Origin of the sequence: Flavobacterium mesophilum (genome assembly GCF_039581405.1) — a bacterium.
Lineage (GTDB): Bacteria > Bacteroidota > Bacteroidia > Flavobacteriales > Flavobacteriaceae > Flavobacterium.
On the sequence record NZ_JBCPXZ010000001.1, the window covers coordinates 790321 to 808138 of the forward strand.

A 17818-nucleotide genomic window follows, 5' to 3' on the forward strand; every position below is an offset into this window, starting at 1 on the left:
TCATTTCAGGACTACTAATACTTATATGAGCGAAAACCTAGAACAATCATTTGTTGCGCAATTGCAGGCAAATCAGAATATAATCCACAAAATTTGTAGATTATATACTGCCGGCGAAGACGCTCATAAAGACTTGTTTCAGGAAATTACCATTCAGCTCTGGAAAGCATATCCGAAATTTAGAGGCGACAGCAAATTTTCGACCTGGACTTATCGTGTTGCTTTAAATACTGCAATTACCTTATACCGAAAAACCAAACGAACCGTATCGACAGTTGAATATGAAAGCCATCAGCATTTTGTAAAGGATGTCGATTACAATTATGAAGAGGAAGAGCAGATAAAATTGATGTACAAAGCTGTTTATCAGTTAAACGACATCGAGAAAGCATTAGTTTTTATGTATTTAGAAGACAAAGATTATCAAGAAATAGCTGAAACTCTAGGGATCAGCGAAGTGAATGCGCGCGTGAAAATGAACCGAATTAAAGGGAAACTTAAAAAGATACTAAATCCTTAAAAATTATTATGAAAGAACTGGATTTATTAAAAAAAGACTGGAAAAAGAACTCGGATTCTTTTGAGCAAATTTCTGAAAAGGAAATCTACAAAATGATTCACAAAAAATCATCTTCAATTGTAAAGTTGATTTTGATCATAAGCATTTTGGAAATTTCGTTTTGGACTTTTTCAAATTTATTTATCAATACCGATGATTTATTAAACAAAATGAATCATCCCGAAATTGTATTAGCACTAGACATTATAACGTATTTCAATTACGTAGTGGTTTTGATTTTTGTTATTATTTTTTACAGAAACTACAAAACAATTTCAGCTACTGTTGCCACAAAAAATTTAATGAGCGCCATATTAAAGACACGAAAAACAGTTCAATATTATGTATGGTATAATCTCGGAATGCTCGTAATTATTACGATAATAAGTTATTTCATCGCTTTTGTATACAATCCAGACATGGCTTTTTTAAGAGAAAAATTAGCCGAAAACGGAAAAGCATTATTCTTTACTGTCGGAATCTTGATTCTGATAATATTAGGATTGTTTGGTATCTTCTGGGGAATCTATCGCTTAGTTTACGGAACTTTATTACGCAGATTATATGCGAATTATAAGGAGTTGAAGAAAATTGATTTCTAATCTAAGATGCTAAGATACTAAGGCGCTAAGTTTTCATTTGAAGTGCATAATCTTTATAAAAGAAAACGAACTATATTTCACCCTGAGCGAAATCGAAGGGCGCAAAGTTAGGATTTACAAAGCATAGCTTTGACTTCGTTCAGCCTGACAAAAAAACTTGAAACCTGAAACTTCAAACAATCTAAAATCTAAAATCAGAAATCTAAAATTCTAGTATTCCCACTGTCTTAATCTGTTAAGTTCTTCTTGCGCTTTGATTTCTTCAGCTGGAATAACTTTTAAGAATGATGGATGTTGTTCTATTGCAAATTCTACTTTTTCTACGATTTCGTCGATTGTATCGTTTTCATAATCAATGTCAAGAGGTTCTTTGATAATGAAAGATTGAAGAATTCCTTTTTTCTTCATTCGTAGACCTTTTTTGTCAAATGATCTACGGAAACCGTCAATAACAATCGGAATAACAACGGGTTTATGTTGCTTTATAATGTGTGCAGTTCCTTTACGAACTGGCTTAAAAGACTTTGTAGTTCCTTGTGGAAAAGTAATTACCCAACCGTCGTTAAGAGCAATTTTAATGTTTTCAGTATCATTTGGATTAACGTCTCTTTTTTCAGTAACATCAACTCCTTTTGCACGCCAAGTTCGCTCAACCGTAATCGCGCCAACATAAGCTAGAATTCTTGGCAACAAACCTGCCTGCATAGTTTCTTTTGCAGCAACATAATAAATGTTCATTTTGGGTTGCCACAAATATCCAATATTCTTAATAGTATCTTGACGTCCGCTTAAACTTGCATTAAACACATGAAACATTGCCACAACATCGGCAAAATAAGTTTGGTGATTTGAAATAAACAGCACATTCGTATCAGGCAATGTTTTAATGATTTCAGATCCTTCAATCTGCAATTCATTAAATCCTCTGTATCTTCGGTGCGTCATGGCTCCCAAGACACGGATTAACCATTTCTTGATGAATAAAATATGTCCAAAAGGATTTCGTTTAAACAATCCCATAGCTGTTTATTGTATTTTTTTTGTTAGTCCGCAAACATACAAAAATTATTCTTTTAGCAATACGCTATAGCAATTTCGGAAATAAATCATTAAAATAATGAATATCAAATCGTTAAATTTCAAAATTCACGATTTTTCACCCAAAACTGTTTTCAACACATCTCTTAATTCACTTAATATCATTGCTGTTGCACCCCAAACTATATGATTTTGGATATTAAAAGCTGGCACAGGAATATTTGCCGCGTAAGAAGTTGACAATGTGGCCTCGGTAATAATTTCGTCATTCAAAAAAACAGACAAAGGCAGTTCGATAATATCGGCTACTTCTCGGATATCAGGATAAAATGAAAGTTCTTCTTTTGCAATTCCCATAAACGGATGAACCAAAAAGTTGCTCGGCGGAATATACATTGGCGTAAAATGTTTTACCACTTCAATTTTTTCTGGAAGAACTCCAACTTCTTCATTCGTTTCTCTAAGTGCAGTGTCTTTAAAATCAAAATCTGAAAGCTCATATTTGCCTCCAGGAAATGCAATTTGTGAGGAATGAACTCCATTGTAGGCATTTCGAACAATCAAAATCAAATGTGTTTTGCCGTTTTTAGGATAAAACAACATCATGACAGCAGCAATTCTGGGATTTTTTGTACTTAAATCAAGGTTCTTAAGTTCCTGCATTCGCTCTTTTGGTGCCATTTTTATATGCGACATCGTCGCTGGCAGTTCAACAGGAATTAAATTAGGAACATATTGCAAAAAATCTTGAAAATCCATATTCAAAGTTTATTTTTGTACTTTCAAATAAAATATAAATATACTCTAGAAAATGCGGTTCTACAAATTTTCTAGGATAAAGCCATAAATAATGTACAGTAAAGAAGAATCACAACGCATGAAAAGAGAATTCTGGGTAGCTTTTGCAGAAAAATATCCAAGAAAATGGGTTCTTTATGACACTAAAATCAAAGATTTCTCTTTTAAGTTTTATGTAGATAACAAAAAAGCGCAAGTTTTAATTGATATCGAACAGCGAAGCGAAGAAAAAAGAATGGCTTATTTTGAAAAACTGGAAGCGCTAAAAAATATTCTTGAAGAGGAATTTATAAAAGATTTAGTTTTTGAGAAAAACTACACATTGGAAAGCGGCAAAACCATCAGTCGAATTTGGGTTGAAAAATTAGGAGTTGGTTTTAGCAACCGTAATAATTGGGATGCTATTTTTGATTTTTTCAATGAAAACATGCATGCGCTGGAAATGTTCTATCTTGAATATGATGAATTTATAAAAGATGTTGAATCTTAGGAGACACTAAGATGTTAAGATACTGAGACTCTAAGTTCTCTTTTTAAAACCCTTCTGATTTTGAAATTGGAAGGGTTTTGTTTTTTATTTTTTCATCAGAAAATATTCAATTTTCAGCATTTATAAGACTTCACAAAGGAATTGTTTTGTTTTTAAGATATTTAGAAAATAATTAATAAAGAAATACCTATAATCAATGCAGATTTGAACAAAATCTCTATATTTGAAAAAACCAAAAACTATAATGAAAAAAATTTTACTGTTGTTTTTATTAGTTTCATTTTCAAAAAACTATGCACAAACTGATTATGCTTTTGTTTACAACAATGATTCGATAATCAAAAAAGGTGAAAAATTATATGACGACAAAAAGTATGATGAAGCCTTAAAAGAATATAAAAAAATCAGTAAAATTGACCCGCGCTACTTAAATGCGCAGTATGAGATTGGTTTAGTCCTTAATGCACAAGAAAAAAAGAGCGAACTCAAAGCTTTTTTGGAAGATTTATATGCAAAAGGAAAAATGCAGGATTTTCCGGAGCTGTATAAAATGTACGCTATCTTTTTAAGCAACGAAAAGGAATACGAATTATCAGAGAAAATCTTTAAGGAAGGTGAAAAATACATTGGGAATTTTTCAACCTTTCAGTACAATTTTGCCATCCTTTACATTCGTAAAGAAGAGACTCAAAAAGCACTTGACATTCTAAAACAAATTGTTACAAACGATCCTAACTACGCCGCTGCCCATTATTTATTGGGTATTATGGCATTTGAAAATGGAAAAATTACAGAAGGAACTCTTGCCCTAATGAGCTACCTAGCCATTGCTCCTACTGGGCAATTTGCAAGTAAAGCTGTATTGCAATTGAATGAGAATTTTGGTCAAAATTATTTAGCAGAAAACAAATTGGTTTTCTCAAAATCTGGCGATAATTTCGAAGAAATCGAGACTATTTTGAGAAATCAATTACCGCTGAAAAAAGTCTATAAAGTAAAATCAAGCATTGATGACAAGATAACACGTCAAGTACAAGCGATTGCCGAGTATACTTTGGAACATAAAATGGGCGACGGTTTCTTTGAAACAACATACATTCCGTGGGTAAAAGATATGGTTCAAAAAAATCAGCTGGAAAATTACTCTTACTACAGTTTGCTTTCTCTCGAAGATAAAATTGGTAAAGAATTAAACAAGCAAAAGAAAAAACTAATGTCATTTAATGATGACTATGTACAAAAAGATTTTTGGAGTGTTTTTGGAAAAAGAAATTTAGATCTTTTTGGCAAAAATGAAGAAGTTGTGGTAAGCATCAGAAATGAAAGACCTTTTATTATTGGGAAGCAAATCAATGGAGAATTTGACGGAAAATGCAAATATTTAAATGCGCTTGGAAATGTAAACGGAGAGCTTAATTTTAAAAATGGAGAGCTAGACGGACATCAAAAATATTATGATGAAAAAGGGCGCCTTATCGAAGAAAAATCATTTACTGCTGGAAAACTAAACGGAGAGAGAACTACTTATTATGAAAATGGAAACATTTCATTATTTGAAACATATAAAGATGACAAATTAGATGGAATAAGTACTTCATATTATCCAAATGGTGGCAAAAACTGCGAAATTAACTTTACAAATGGGGAGCGAAATGGCACTTTGATTTGTCTGCACGAAAACGGAACCAAAAAAAATGAAATTGATTTTGCCAATGGAAAATTAAGCGGTAAATACAATTCATACAATGAAATTGGAGATTTGACCGAAACATACAATTGCAAGGACGATAAAATCGAAGGGAATTATGCTGAATATTTTGATGGCAAAACCTTAAAATCAGAAGCGGTTTACAAAAATGGTTTTATTGAAGGAAGCTATAAAACGTATTACACCAACAAGACTTTAGAAAGAGAAAACATTTGTTCTCTTGGCAACGTTTCAAAATCAACTGATTATTATGAAAATGGAAAAAAATCAGCTGAAAGTTTATATGCTCCTAAAGGTGTTTTAGAAAATTACAGCTGTTTTGATTCATTTGGAAACAAATATTTTGAAGAAAAATACAAGGCTGGCGAATTAAAAAATGGAATTCAATATACTGCAGACGCTCCTAAAGGAACAGAAGTAAGCGTTACTAAAAAAGGTTTTGAAATGAAAAACTTTGATGGTACGATGCGAATTAAGGGAGATTTTGAAAAAGGGAAAAAAACAGGCGAATGGAACTATTTGTTTGCTTCTGGACTGCCTCGCTTGAAAGAATCTTATACTAATGGAAGAAATAGCGGTTTAAGTACGAGTTACAATCAAGGTGGAGAAATTTCTACCATCTCGAATTTTGCAAATGACACTTTAAGCGGACGCTATGAAGTGTATGACGCTGCTAGACTTAATCAAATTTACAACTACGAAAAAGGAAGACAAAATGGCCCTTTTCAAGTTTTGTATGCTGATGGAAAAGTAAGCACTGAAGGATTTATGTCTCAAAATAGTGTTGTAAATGACAAGTTTGTTTATTTCCAAAACGGAAATATTGCAGCAATCGAACATTATGTGAATGATTATATGACCAACAAAAAAACGTTTGGTCCTAATGAAAAACTAGAAAACGATTTTGATTATAAAAACAAAACCGGAAAATTCAATTTAGCATTCAATAATGGCATGTACACCAAAAACTGCGAAATGAAAAACGGAATCTTGAATGGCAAATTTATTACACAGGATAAATTCAAAGCCTACATGATGGATGCTGAATATGTTAACGGAAAACTTCACAATTTATATAAAAAATACAGTCCTGTAGGCTCGGTTTTAATTGAACAAACCTACTATTGCGGCAAACTAAACGGAACAGCTAAACAATATGATTTTGTTGGAAATTTAAAAACAGTCGAAGAATATGCTTTTGGAGCTGAAAACGGAAAATCAGTTCGCTATTTCAACAACAAATCAAAAATGATGGAGAATTCAATGGTTAATGATTCTCGTGAAGGAGAAACCACGTATTACAATCAAAAAGGCGAACCTCTAGTGATTATTGGTTATGAAAATAATATGCCTCAGTACTTTGTTGCAAAAAGTAAAACAGGTGAATTGACCGAAAAAACTCCAATCAAAAATCAAACTGCAACTATTGTATCGAATTATCCAAACGGAAAACCTGCAATTCAATTAACTTTAAATAAAGGACAATTAGATGGCAAATTTTTCATCAATAATGCCGATGGAAAACCTGAATATGAGTGCAATTATACCAATAGCAATCTAGATGGAGACCGCGTTGAATATTATGCAAATGGAAAACCATACAAAAAAGAGCATTTTTCTAACAACAATTACGAAGGTGCACAACAATATTTTAAAGAAGACGGACAATTATGGGCAAGTGTTTCTTTCAAAAATGACGAATTGCACGGAAATACTTTAATTTATAATGCTGGAAAATTAATACAAACCAAAAAATATGATTCAGATGAATTGGTTGACATCATCAAATAAACCTTTAATTCTGAGCGCATTTTTTTGCCTTTATTCTATTGCAGGTATTGCTCAAAAATCATTTCAGGAAATTAAAGACTTATATCCAGATCATAACGAAATCATCGTGGATAATACTGAAATTTATGATATTTCTATTGAAAACAATGGACTAAAAATCATCAATGACAGTCATTATGAATCCATGATTTTGACACAAAACGGAATAATCAACAACAAAGAATCATTTTCTTATTCAGATTTGATTCCGGTTAAAAGTTATGACGCTTATACGGTTGTGAATGAAAATGGAAAAGAGAAAAAAATAAAAGTAACGCAGACTATTGAAAAACAGTCTCAGTCAAGTTCTATTTTTTATAACGGCGTAAAAGTCCGCCAGCTTACTTTCCCGAATTTAGAAATGGGTGCTAAAAAAGTGTACAATTATCAGTCACAGTTTTTAGATCCGCATTTGTTGCACAAATTTATTTTTGGCGACAATATGCCAATTCAAAATTCTACTTTGGAAGTTCGAACAGATAAAAATGTGGTTATTGATTATAAAATTTTTAATGATCCAAACAAAACCATAACCTATTCTAAAACAGAAAAAAAAGGAAAATGGATTCATCGATGGACATTATCAGACATAAAAGCGGCTAAATACGAAGAGGGCGCTCCTGACTTTTTATACCAAATTCCCCATGTTGATTTTTACATTAAAGAATATACAATCAATAATGTGACAACGCCAGTTTTGGGCACTATTACTGAATTATTCAACTACTACAGAGACTTTGTAAAAGACCTGAACAAAAAAGAAGATCCGGAATTAAAAGCACTCACATTAGACATTACAAAAGACAAAACGACTGATGAAGAAAAAGTAAAAAGCATTTTTTATTGGGTGAAAGACAACATCAAATACATTGCTTTTGAAAATGGATATGAAGGATTTATTCCGCGTGAAGCAAGTTTGGTTTTTGAACGAAAATTTGGAGATTGTAAAGATATGGCGAGCATTATTTCTTGCATGTCGAACTATGCAGGCGTGAAAGATGTTACGGTGGCTTGGATTGGCACACGAAGTATTCCATATTCTTATAACGATTTGGCAACACCATCTGTTGATAATCACATGATTGCCCTTTATAAAAAAGGCGATCAATACATCTTTTTGGATGGAACTGACAAAGAAACTCGTTATGGCATTCCAACTGCTTTTATTCAAGGAAAAGAAGTGCTTTTCAGCGAAAATGACCAATACAAAATTTACCCCGTTCCGGTTGTTCCAGCAAATCAAAATGAGATAAAAGAAACGGTTAATTTAAAAATCGAAAACAGCAAATTGATCGGAAATGCAAAAATGGAACGTTTTGGTTACAACCGAAGCCATATATTAATGCAAATTGGTGATGCGTCAAATAAAGCACGTCAGGAAATGATCAAATCTTTGGTTTTAAAAGGAAACAACAAATTCATTTTAAAGGATTATAAAGAAGAAAATTTATCCGATAAAAACTTGCCTTACATCATCGATTACAATTTTGATCTTGACAATTACATAGTAAAAGTGGACAAAGAAATTTATCTGAATATGTTTTTGGACAAATTTTTTGAAAGATCAAATCTTGCAAAAGACAGAGTTGCACAATATGAGTTTGAATATCTAACGCAGTTTTCGACACAATATGCATTGGAAATTCCAAAAAATTATAAAATCAAATATCTTCCAAAGGATTTTGACATAGACAATGATTATTTAAAAGCTCATTTTGCATATGAAGTAAAAAACAACATGCTTTACTTGAATGTCAATTTACAGCAAAAGAAATTATTGCTCAACAAACCCGATTTTGAGCCTTGGAACGAAACCATCAAAAAACTAAAAACTAACTATAGCGAAACCATAATTCTACTTGAAAATAATGAAAAAAAACTTCCTTAAAACCATTTTTACCTTTGTCGCATTACTGTGTACTTCAGTCTTTTTTGCGCAAGATTATAGTTTCAAAAATTATGACTGGAATGAAAAAGATGTAAAAATCGAGGTTCCAAAAAAATATGAAAACGAGAAAGAATTCATTCTGAATCGTACTGTAAAAATTGAAGTTGTTGTTGACAAAAACAATGTAACGCAATATCGCTTGATTCATGAAAAAAAATACATCAATTCTGATGATGCAATCGAGCGCAACAACAAAATCTATATTCCATTTGGTGACAACGAAAATGTACTTATTACTAAAGTTCGTGTAATTCTAAAAAATGGAAAAATTATCAGCTTAGACAAAAAGGACATTAAGGAAGAAGTTGATCAAGAAAAAGGAATGAAATACAATTATTTTCCTATCAACGGACTTGAAAAAGGAGCTGTGATCGAAAAACTTTATGTGCTCCAAGAAATGCCCGATTTAAAAGGAAATACCATCAAAATGCAAGATGAATATCCTATTGCTGATTTTAGTTTTGAATTGATTACGCCGGCGCATCTTGTTTTTAAAACCAAATCCTATAATGGTTTGAGCGAGGCTGTTGTTGACGACAAAAAACTAGAGAATAAAAAAGTAATAAGCGTTTCAGAAAAAGACATTCCAGCTTTAAAAGATGATGAAGAATATTCAAATTGGGACGTAAAGCTTAAACTTTTCCGTTATAAAATGGATGCAAATTTAGTCACTGGAGGAAAAAACCTGAATAATTTCAAGGAATTTGCAACGATGACTTACGAAAGAATTAATCCTGTTTTAGATAAAAAACAAGAAAAAGCAATTGCATCTTTTTGCAGCGCAATTCCAGAATCAAAAGATCCTCAGGAGCAAATTTGGAATATTGAAAACAAAATCAAAAAAACAATCATTTACGATAAATATATCGACATGAAACCTTCGCTGACGGATGTAATCAGCACAAAGCAGGCAAACAGTGTTGATATTATAAAATTGTATGTTGCTGTTTTCAAATATTTTAAAATAGAACAAAATCTAGTTTTCACTTCTAGCCGTTACAAAGTTCCTTTTGATAAAGATTTTGAAAGCTATGAAAACTTGAATGATTTCTTGTTCTATTTTCCTGGCATTAAAAAATATCTTTCTCCAACTGAAATCGAATATCGTTTGCCATTATTTCCAAATTATCTAGGAAACAATAATGGTTTATTTATCAAGGAAAAAGTTTTTGCTGGCGTTTCAATGGGAATTGGGGAAGTAAATTTTATCGAAATTCCAGGAACCGAAATTACGCATGATTTTATGGATATCACGGTCGATTTTACCAAAGATCTTGAAAACCCGACAATTACTAGTGTTATGACTTATGGAGGATATTCTGGAATGAATTTTCAGCCAATAAAAGATTTCGTTTCGGCTGACCAATACAAAACCATGTTGAAAAGCATTTCTGAAAATTATACGCTTCAGAGCGAATACAAAACCCTTACTACAGAAAATGATGGTACCGAGTTTATTGGCAAAAAACCATACAAACTAAACTTGACTTTTGATGGAAAAGATATGATCCAGAAAGCGGGAGAAAATTATTTATTTTCGGTAGGACAAACTATTGGAAGACAAATGGAATTCTACCAAGAAAACAAACGTGTTCTTCCTGTAGAAATTGATTATCCGCACTACTACACGCGCAAAATAAAAATTGTTTTGCCAGAAGGAGCAAAAATCAAAAACTTGGATAAGTTTGTAATGGACTTCAAAACCGATTTAAACGGAAAAACTGAAGCTGCATTTACCAGCAAATATTCACAAAACAAAAATGAAGTTATCGTGGAAAACACTGAGTTTTACAATATTGTAAATTACCCGCTATCAAGTTTTGATCAATACAAAGCAGTAATCAATGCTGCCGCTGATTTTAATAAAATTGTGGTGATTGTAACACAATAATCCAATAGCAATAAAAAAAGAAGCCCGACATTTTTTGAATGTCGGGCTTTATTTTTTTATCTAAACACTAAAAATATTATAAACAATAATATGATCGTCGTAGTTGATGTAAAGTTGTTTTCGGAAATCCTGTTTTTTTCGGGTTATAATAGAGAGTTTACATTCTTTTCCGTCATTGTCTTTACACATGAACGAATACGTGATATCAGTGTCATTTTCTTCTCTTTCGATATAATCCAAAATATTAAACAATTGAATTTCTTGAGAATATACTACGATTCGGTGTTTATTGGTATCTAAAACCACACTCAGGTTTACCAAATCAAGATTAGACCATTCTCCCCACTTTCCTCTTTCATTTTTCTCTAAAACACTAAAACCAGACGTTTTAAAATGATACGACTGACTTTGGGCATTTTGCAGTCCAAAAACAAAAAACAATACTATTATAGAAATACGAATAAAATTCATAAAATAATTCTTACCGAAAATTAAAATTCAAATGTAGCTTTTTCTTTTCTTGCTTCCTCAAATTCAGCTATCATTTGTTGCACAATTTGCTCTACAGGCAAAATTTCATGAATTAAACCTGCAATTTGTCCAATTTCAAGTTCACCTTCATCAAGATCGCCTTCAAACATTCCTTTTTTAGCTCTTGCTCTTCCCAAAAGCTGTATTAATTCTTCTTTTGAAGGACCTTTTTCATACAAAGCTTGAACATCCTGATAAAACTTATTTTTCACCAATCTCACAGGAGCTAATTCTTTCAAAGTCAAATGTGTATCGCCTTCTTTTATCTTAACTATTGTTTCTTTGAAATTATTGTGGGCTGAAGATTCTATTGAAGCAGCAAAACGACTTCCTACTTGAACGCCATCTGCACCAAGAATCATTGCGGCTAACATTCCTCTTCCTGTGGCAATTCCTCCAGCCGCAATAAGCGGAATTTGAATTTTTTCCCTAACCATTGGAATCAAAGTCAAAGTTGTAGTTTCTTCACGTCCGTTGTGTCCTCCAGCTTCAAAACCTTCGGCTACAACAGCGTCTACTCCTGCATCTTGAGCTTTTAAAGCAAATGTACTGCTGCTTACTACATGAACTACTGTAATTCCTTTTTCTTTTAAAAATGAAGTCCAAGTTTTTGGATTCCCTGCCGAAGTAAAAACGATTTTCACGCCTTCTTCAACAACAATATTCATAATTTCCTCAATATTTGGATACAACATCGGAATATTGACTCCAAAGGGTTTATCAGTGGCTTTTTTGCATTTTTGTATGTGCTCTCTCAAAACTTCAGGATACATTGAACCTGCACCTATCAAACCTAAACCACCAGCATTACTAACTGCCGAAGCCAATTTGTAACCGCTGTTCCAGATCATTCCGCCTTGAATTATTGGGTATTTTATATTAAAAAGCTGTGTAATTTTATTCATGCCAAAGGCTGTTATTGTTTAATTATCTTTCCTGTTTTATGCAAACCTTCGGCATCAAAAGTATAAAAATAAAGGCCACTGTTTAAAGCTTCAACAGAAAGAAATGGATTTTGATTTGTAATTTGTTTTTCAATTAACTTTTGTCCCAAAACAGAATAAATTACAACAGAAGCATCGTAATTTCCTTCTGAAAATGAAAAAGAAATTGTTGTTTTTGCTGGGTTTGGAAATACAGAAAAAGATGAAGACAACATGAAATCATTAACTCCTAAATTAGCACCAAAATTTGGGATTCCGTAGCCATAATTATTATCTGGAGTAGTATATCGATCAGCTGATTGCAAAATCATTTGTCTGATTTCTTTATTTGTTTTTGATGGAAAAGCTTGCCATAAACAAGCAACCACTCCAGCCATGACGGGACATGAAAATGAAGTTCCGCTGGCAGTTCCAATATTTCCTAGATCATCAGAAATCACTGTTGCACTTCCTTGTGCCATTATATCAGGTTTAATTCGATTGTCAAAACTTGGTCCTATTGAACTAAAAGTGGATCGCACTTTATCTGAACCTACTGAACCAACTGCGAGTACAGAAACGGCATCTGCTGGCGCTCCAATATGAGGTTCAGGCGTTCTGCCTTCATTTCCTGCAGAAGCCAAGACAATAATTCCTTTGCTAAATGCAATTTCAGCTCCTCTTGAAATAAAAGTTGTCGTTCCATTCATGTCGCTGTAGGTATGACTTTCACCAGCTTTATCAAATTCAAAATAACCTAAAGAAGTTGTAATAATATCAACGCCTAAACTATCAGCTTTTTCTGCGGCTTCAACCCAAAGGGACTCTTCAATTGGATTTTCAGTCGCATCATTTTCGGTTATAAACAAATAATATGATGCATCCGGAGCAGTTCCTATCAAAGAGTTTTCTTTATAGCCTCCCATTGTTGAAAGCACTAAAGTTCCGTGATTGTCACCGGTATAAAAATTGGCATTTCGATTTACGAAATCATAACCTCCTAAAATTTTGTTATTTGCTCTAAGATTCTGAAACGGCTGAACTACATCTACTCCCGGAAAACCCGCATCAAGAACCGCAATTATTTTTCCAGAACCGGTATAATTTTGCTTGTGCAATGCTTGCCCGTTAAGCATTTGAATTTGGCTTGCCGAATTTCCGTAAGCGTAATCAATAGTAGTTTTTAATTTATCTTTTGTTTGCGCAATTTGATTTTCGCCAACTTTTTTACCAGTCGTATTTAAAGTCTTATTAGTAAAAACAACTTTATCTACAAATGACAATGATTTAATCGCCAAAACATTGGCTTGAGTTCCTCTAACATGAAGTGCATTGAGCCATTTTGATTTGGCTAAAACGGTAATTCCTGTGCTTGATTTTATTTGATCAATGTAACTTTTCTCAACTGGAACATCAGTTTGATCCAATGCAATATTTTGAGCTGTTCTTCGGGTTAAAGAACGCTGTGTCAACATATCAGAAGGTTTGTCCAGAAAAGATTGCGAACTTGGCTTATCTTTAAAATAAACCCATGCATCTTCCTGCGAAAACATCGCCGAAGTAAATAGTAATAAAAAAAAGAAGAAATAGTACTTCATAGCTTACTTTTAAAAAGGGAAATCCCTTATAAAAAAGTATAAAGCTAAGAAATTACTCCCGAACCAACTAATTCATTATCCAAATACCACGCAACAAATTGACCTTCAGTAATTGCTGATTGTGGTTCTTCAAAACGAACATACATTCCGTCTTCAAATTGATGCAAAACGGCTTTCTGCAAAGGTTGGCGATAACGAATTCTCGCCATTACCTCTTTCGATTCGCCGGGTTTTAAAGTCATGTCTGTACGGACCCAATGCACTTCAGAATTGCCTACAAACAAAGCTTTTTTAAACAATCCAGGATGATTGCTTGATAAACCGGTGTAAATGGTATTGGTTTCAACATCGGTAGCAATTACAAATAACGGATCTGTAGTTCCTCCTACATTTAAACCTTTTCTTTGGCCAACTGTAAAATAATGAGCTCCTTGATGTTTTCCAACCACTTTGCCCATTGTTGGAAGGTAATTCAGTTTTCGAGATTCGGATTTTAATTGTTCTTCTAAAGACAATCCAGAAGCATCTTCCACTTCATAAATTGGATCGTTTTTATCAATCTGAACAATTTTCCCTTCTTTTGGCTGTAATTTTTGTTGTAAAAATTCAGGCAAACGGACTTTCCCAATGAAACATAAACCTTGAGAATCTTTCTTTTCAGCCGTTACCAATTCCATTTCAGCAGCAATTTCACGAACTTCTGGTTTAGTCAAAGCACCAATTGGAAACAATGCTTTTGATAATTGTTCTTGCGATAATTGACATAAAAAGTAAGATTGATCTTTGTTGACATCATTTCCTGCAATTAATTGGTAAACAGGTTTTCCATCAACTTCAATTTCACTTTTTTGGCAATAATGTCCTGTTGCAACATAATCAGCACCAAGACTTAAAGCAATTTTCATGAAAACATCAAATTTGATTTCGCGGTTACAAAGTACGTCAGGATTTGGAGTTCTTCCTTTTTCGTATTCGTTGAACATATAATCAACGATTTTTTCTTTGTATTCTTCGCTCAAATCGACAGTCTGAAACGGTATTCCAAGTTTTTCGGCTACTAACAAAGCGTCGTTACTATCTTCTAACCAAGGACATTCGTTAGAAATAGTAACCGAATCATCATGCCAGTTTTTCATAAAAAGGCCAATAACTTCGTATCCTTGCTGTTGCAATAAATAAGCTGCAACACTAGAATCTACTCCACCAGAAAGTCCAACAACTACACGTTTCATTCTAAATCGTTTATATTTTTACAAGGGTGCAAAGATAAGCCAAATAATAGAAAATTTTGGCAGTTTTGATTAGTTTATATAATCATGCAGTAAACAAAACCTATCGTTTTTTTTAATTACTTTTAATAACCAATAAGAATGTCATGCAAAAAATCGTTTATAGCCTTATTTTTCTGATTCTAACATCATCTTTAAGCGCACAAAGATTCAGTGCTTCTTTGCCTAATTATGAAGCATACAAGACCTTTAAAGGCAAACCGCTTTCGGATAAATTTTCAAATATTGAATCGGTAAAAATTATTTATGATTTGAAGCAAAAGAAAATGTATTATTTCAATAGCACATTGATTCCGCTTCATTACGATTTTGTGACCGATTATTTAGGTTACGACAAAGGCGTAGAAGTTTTTAATGACGACAACTACAGCGACACCGAAAAAAACCGAGAATATTTAATTGGAAATTTAAATCATATCAAGGGAACTGATAAGTGGATTTTTGAACTCGCCGCTTCAGATCATATGCCAATTCCTTTAATTGAAAAATTTTACAATCTGATAGTGCAATCAACATTTATAGGTACTCGTTTGAATTTTTATCTGAACAATCCTGAAAAAATGGAATGGTATCAACAACAAAAATTCAAAATTCCTTGTGTAAAATCAGATTATATTTTTAATGAAGTAAGCTATCAAGAAGTAGTTTCTGGGAGCAATATTGGAATTTTAAAACAGTATAAAATAAAGGATTTAGAAACAATCAAACCGAAATCAGATGAAATTATTGTTTTAGATGGAACGCCTGATATTTTGCCAAATGTACGTGGCATTATTGTAAACGAGCTTCAAACGCCTTTAAGCCATTTGGTTCTTTTGGGAAAAAACAGAAAAATCCCAATTATGGCTTATACCAAAGTTTTTAAAGACAACAATATCAAGCGTTTGATTTCAAAAAAAGTCGAATTAACTATTCAAATTGATACATTTTACATTAAAGAAACAAATAAAAAAATTGTCCAAAAAAACAATTCAAAGAAGAAACAATTAGTAATTGACAACAGCGTCACAGAATTAGTTAATTTGAACACAATTCCGAAAAATGGTGTGAATTACATCGGTTCTAAAGCACAAAACATGGCTTACTTGATCGCGATTTCAAAAGAAATTCCGTTTAAGACTCCAGAAGATGCTCATGCCATTCCGTTTTATTTTTACACAAAACACATTCAAAAAAAATCCATTTCGCCTTTAATTGAAGAACTTTTGGATAATACGCACAAAGATTCAACCGTTTGGATTCATCAGCAATTGAAAAAAATTAGAGATGCTATTAAAAAAGAGCCTGTTGATCCGCAATTAATAGCAAAATTGAATCAGACTTTTAAAAATGCCACTTTCAAAAACTTCCGATTTAGATCGTCAACAAATGCAGAAGATCTGGATGATTTTAATGGCGCTGGATTATATGATTCCAAAACCGGCATTTTAGGCGATAGCATCAAAACGTTTGAAAAAGCGATTAAACAAGTCTGGGCAAGTGTTTGGAATGAAGCATCTTATACTGAAAGAGAGCTTTTTGGCATTGATCAGCATAATATTGCAATGGGCGTACTTGTACATCGCTCTTTTCCTGATGAACTCGCAAATGGCGTTGTGATCACCAAAAACATTTTCAGAAAAGATTTTCCTGGAATTACCGTAAATGTCCAAAAGGGAGAAAACTCAGTCGTAAAACCTGAAAAAGGTGAAATCTGCGAACAGTTTATAGCTTCGCATTTCAATGATGGAAAAGACTACACCGATTTTGATGTGGACTATACTTCCAATTCCAATTTAAATAACAATGAACCTTTGTTGAGTAGAAAAGAAATGAGCAATCTTTTTTTGGTCAGTAAAAAAATTGAATCAAAAATGTATCGCTATTGGAGAAAAAACAGATTTAACCCTGTTGATATTGAGTTTAAGATTGTAGGCGAAAACAGAGATTTATATATCAAACAGGTTCGTCCTTTTAATGAATAATCAATAAAAAACCTGAACATCGATTTCTTTAGAAACCGTATTAATCAATACAACTTTAAAATCAAAATCGTCAATATTGATTTTTTGTTGAATAGAATGTCTAATGTTTTTATTATCTAATGAAAAATCGCCTTCTATAAGAATTTTTAAATCGACAGCATTCAAATACTTCGACGATTTTCTGTTAACAATAATAGATGCCACAACATAAAACCCAATAATAATAACTTGAAAGAAAAGTAATATTTCTATTTTTTCAAAAGGATACATGATATCCAGAATAGACAAAGTGATCGTGGCAAAAAGAAAAATGATTGCATTTACAGTAAAAGATTGCGTTCGAAAGCGCAAAATCGAAAAAATGGCAAAAAGGCCAAATCCAATCCCAACCCCAATTTCAATTTTGGTAAACAAATAACAAAGTGAAAAAGTGCATAGCCCTACAATAACCATTAACGGATTTATGGTTTCGTTATCTTTTCTGTTGGAGAAAAAATACAAAACCAAAATTGAAAAAAACAGCAAAAAAAATCGGCCAATCAATTCGTTTAAATCCATTTACAAAGTTTTAGTAAATCAAATTTAAATAAAAACGTCACGAATTCACGAATTATTTTTACAAAAATTCATGAATTCGTGGCGTAAAATT

Annotated in this window: 14 protein-coding genes; 7 read left to right on the top strand and 7 right to left on the bottom strand. The window is 32.6% G+C overall.

All coding sequences use genetic code 11. The annotated features are described in order from the left end of the window. The first annotated feature begins 25 nt into the window (after positions 1 to 25). Positions 26 to 520 carry an RNA polymerase sigma factor gene (locus AAYQ19_RS03370; RefSeq protein WP_068843197.1) on the top strand — a complete coding sequence of 165 codons (495 nt, stop codon included), beginning with the start codon at positions 26 to 28 and terminating at the stop codon, positions 518 to 520. A gap of 8 nt (positions 521 to 528) precedes the next feature. After that, positions 529 to 1161, top strand: coding sequence for a DUF8845 family protein (locus tag AAYQ19_RS03375; RefSeq protein ID WP_343533829.1), 633 nt, complete (start codon positions 529 to 531; stop codon positions 1159 to 1161). A 210-nt stretch (positions 1162 to 1371) separates the two neighbouring features. On the opposite strand, the gene AAYQ19_RS03380 is transcribed toward AAYQ19_RS03375, so the two are convergent. Together AAYQ19_RS03380 and AAYQ19_RS03385 are read right to left on the bottom strand one after the other, a co-directional pair. After that, the gene (locus AAYQ19_RS03380; protein WP_343533831.1) at positions 1372 to 2181 is read right to left on the bottom strand and encodes a lysophospholipid acyltransferase family protein; all 810 of its coding nucleotides are present in this window, start codon (positions 2179 to 2181) and stop codon (positions 1372 to 1374) included. Between the two features lie 126 nt (positions 2182 to 2307). After that, complete coding sequence (locus AAYQ19_RS03385; RefSeq protein ID WP_343533833.1) at positions 2308 to 2958, bottom strand: NUDIX hydrolase; 651 nt, start codon at positions 2956 to 2958, stop codon at positions 2308 to 2310. A gap of 91 nt (positions 2959 to 3049) precedes the next feature. Here AAYQ19_RS03385 and AAYQ19_RS03390 point away from each other — a divergent pair, with 91 nt between their 5' ends. From AAYQ19_RS03390 to AAYQ19_RS03405, 4 genes are all read left to right on the top strand, one after another. Next, positions 3050 to 3487, top strand: coding sequence for a DUF4268 domain-containing protein (locus tag AAYQ19_RS03390; RefSeq protein WP_343533835.1), 438 nt, complete (start codon positions 3050 to 3052; stop codon positions 3485 to 3487). A gap of 244 nt (positions 3488 to 3731) precedes the next feature. Beyond that, entirely contained in the window at positions 3732 to 6986 is a 3255-nt protein-coding gene (locus AAYQ19_RS03395) for a tetratricopeptide repeat protein (protein WP_343533838.1), read from the top strand. Further along, positions 6961 to 8913: a DUF3858 domain-containing protein gene (locus AAYQ19_RS03400; RefSeq protein ID WP_343533840.1), complete on the top strand. Its 1953-nt coding sequence runs from the start codon at positions 6961 to 6963 to the stop codon at positions 8911 to 8913. The genes AAYQ19_RS03395 and AAYQ19_RS03400 overlap by 26 nt, the downstream gene beginning before the upstream one ends. Next, positions 8894 to 10864: a DUF3857 domain-containing protein gene (locus AAYQ19_RS03405; RefSeq protein ID WP_343533842.1), complete on the top strand. Its 1971-nt coding sequence runs from the start codon at positions 8894 to 8896 to the stop codon at positions 10862 to 10864. Before AAYQ19_RS03400 ends, AAYQ19_RS03405 begins: the two co-directional genes overlap by 20 nt. A gap of 60 nt (positions 10865 to 10924) precedes the next feature. Here AAYQ19_RS03405 and AAYQ19_RS03410 read toward each other — a convergent pair whose 3' ends face one another. The 4 genes from AAYQ19_RS03410 to mnmA are packed head-to-tail and all read right to left on the bottom strand — an operon-like array spanning position 10925 to position 15148. Further along, positions 10925 to 11335, bottom strand: a complete 411-nt coding sequence (locus AAYQ19_RS03410) for a hypothetical protein (RefSeq protein ID WP_343533844.1) — start codon at positions 11333 to 11335, stop codon at positions 10925 to 10927. Between the two features lie 20 nt (positions 11336 to 11355). Beyond that, positions 11356 to 12300, bottom strand: coding sequence for an NAD(P)H-dependent flavin oxidoreductase (locus AAYQ19_RS03415; protein WP_343533846.1), 945 nt, complete (start codon positions 12298 to 12300; stop codon positions 11356 to 11358). Between the two features lie 11 nt (positions 12301 to 12311). Next, positions 12312 to 13916 (bottom strand): S8 family serine peptidase, encoded by a 1605-nt coding sequence (locus AAYQ19_RS03420; RefSeq protein WP_343533848.1) that lies wholly within the window; start codon positions 13914 to 13916, stop codon positions 12312 to 12314. Positions 13917 to 13960: 44 nt separating this feature from the next. Beyond that, positions 13961 to 15148 carry a tRNA 2-thiouridine(34) synthase MnmA gene (gene mnmA, locus AAYQ19_RS03425; protein ID WP_343533850.1) on the bottom strand — a complete coding sequence of 396 codons (1188 nt, stop codon included), beginning with the start codon at positions 15146 to 15148 and terminating at the stop codon, positions 13961 to 13963. Between the two features lie 143 nt (positions 15149 to 15291). On the opposite strand from mnmA, the gene AAYQ19_RS03430 reads away from it, so the two are divergent. Beyond that, positions 15292 to 17169 carry a PEP/pyruvate-binding domain-containing protein gene (locus AAYQ19_RS03430; RefSeq protein WP_343533852.1) on the top strand — a complete coding sequence of 626 codons (1878 nt, stop codon included), beginning with the start codon at positions 15292 to 15294 and terminating at the stop codon, positions 17167 to 17169. Here the strand turns inward: AAYQ19_RS03430 and AAYQ19_RS03435 are convergent, their stop codons facing one another. Next, on the bottom strand, positions 17170 to 17727 hold the full coding sequence (locus AAYQ19_RS03435) for a DUF4956 domain-containing protein (RefSeq protein WP_343533854.1): 558 nt from the start codon (positions 17725 to 17727) through the stop codon (positions 17170 to 17172). Positions 17728 to 17818 lie beyond the last annotated feature (91 nt).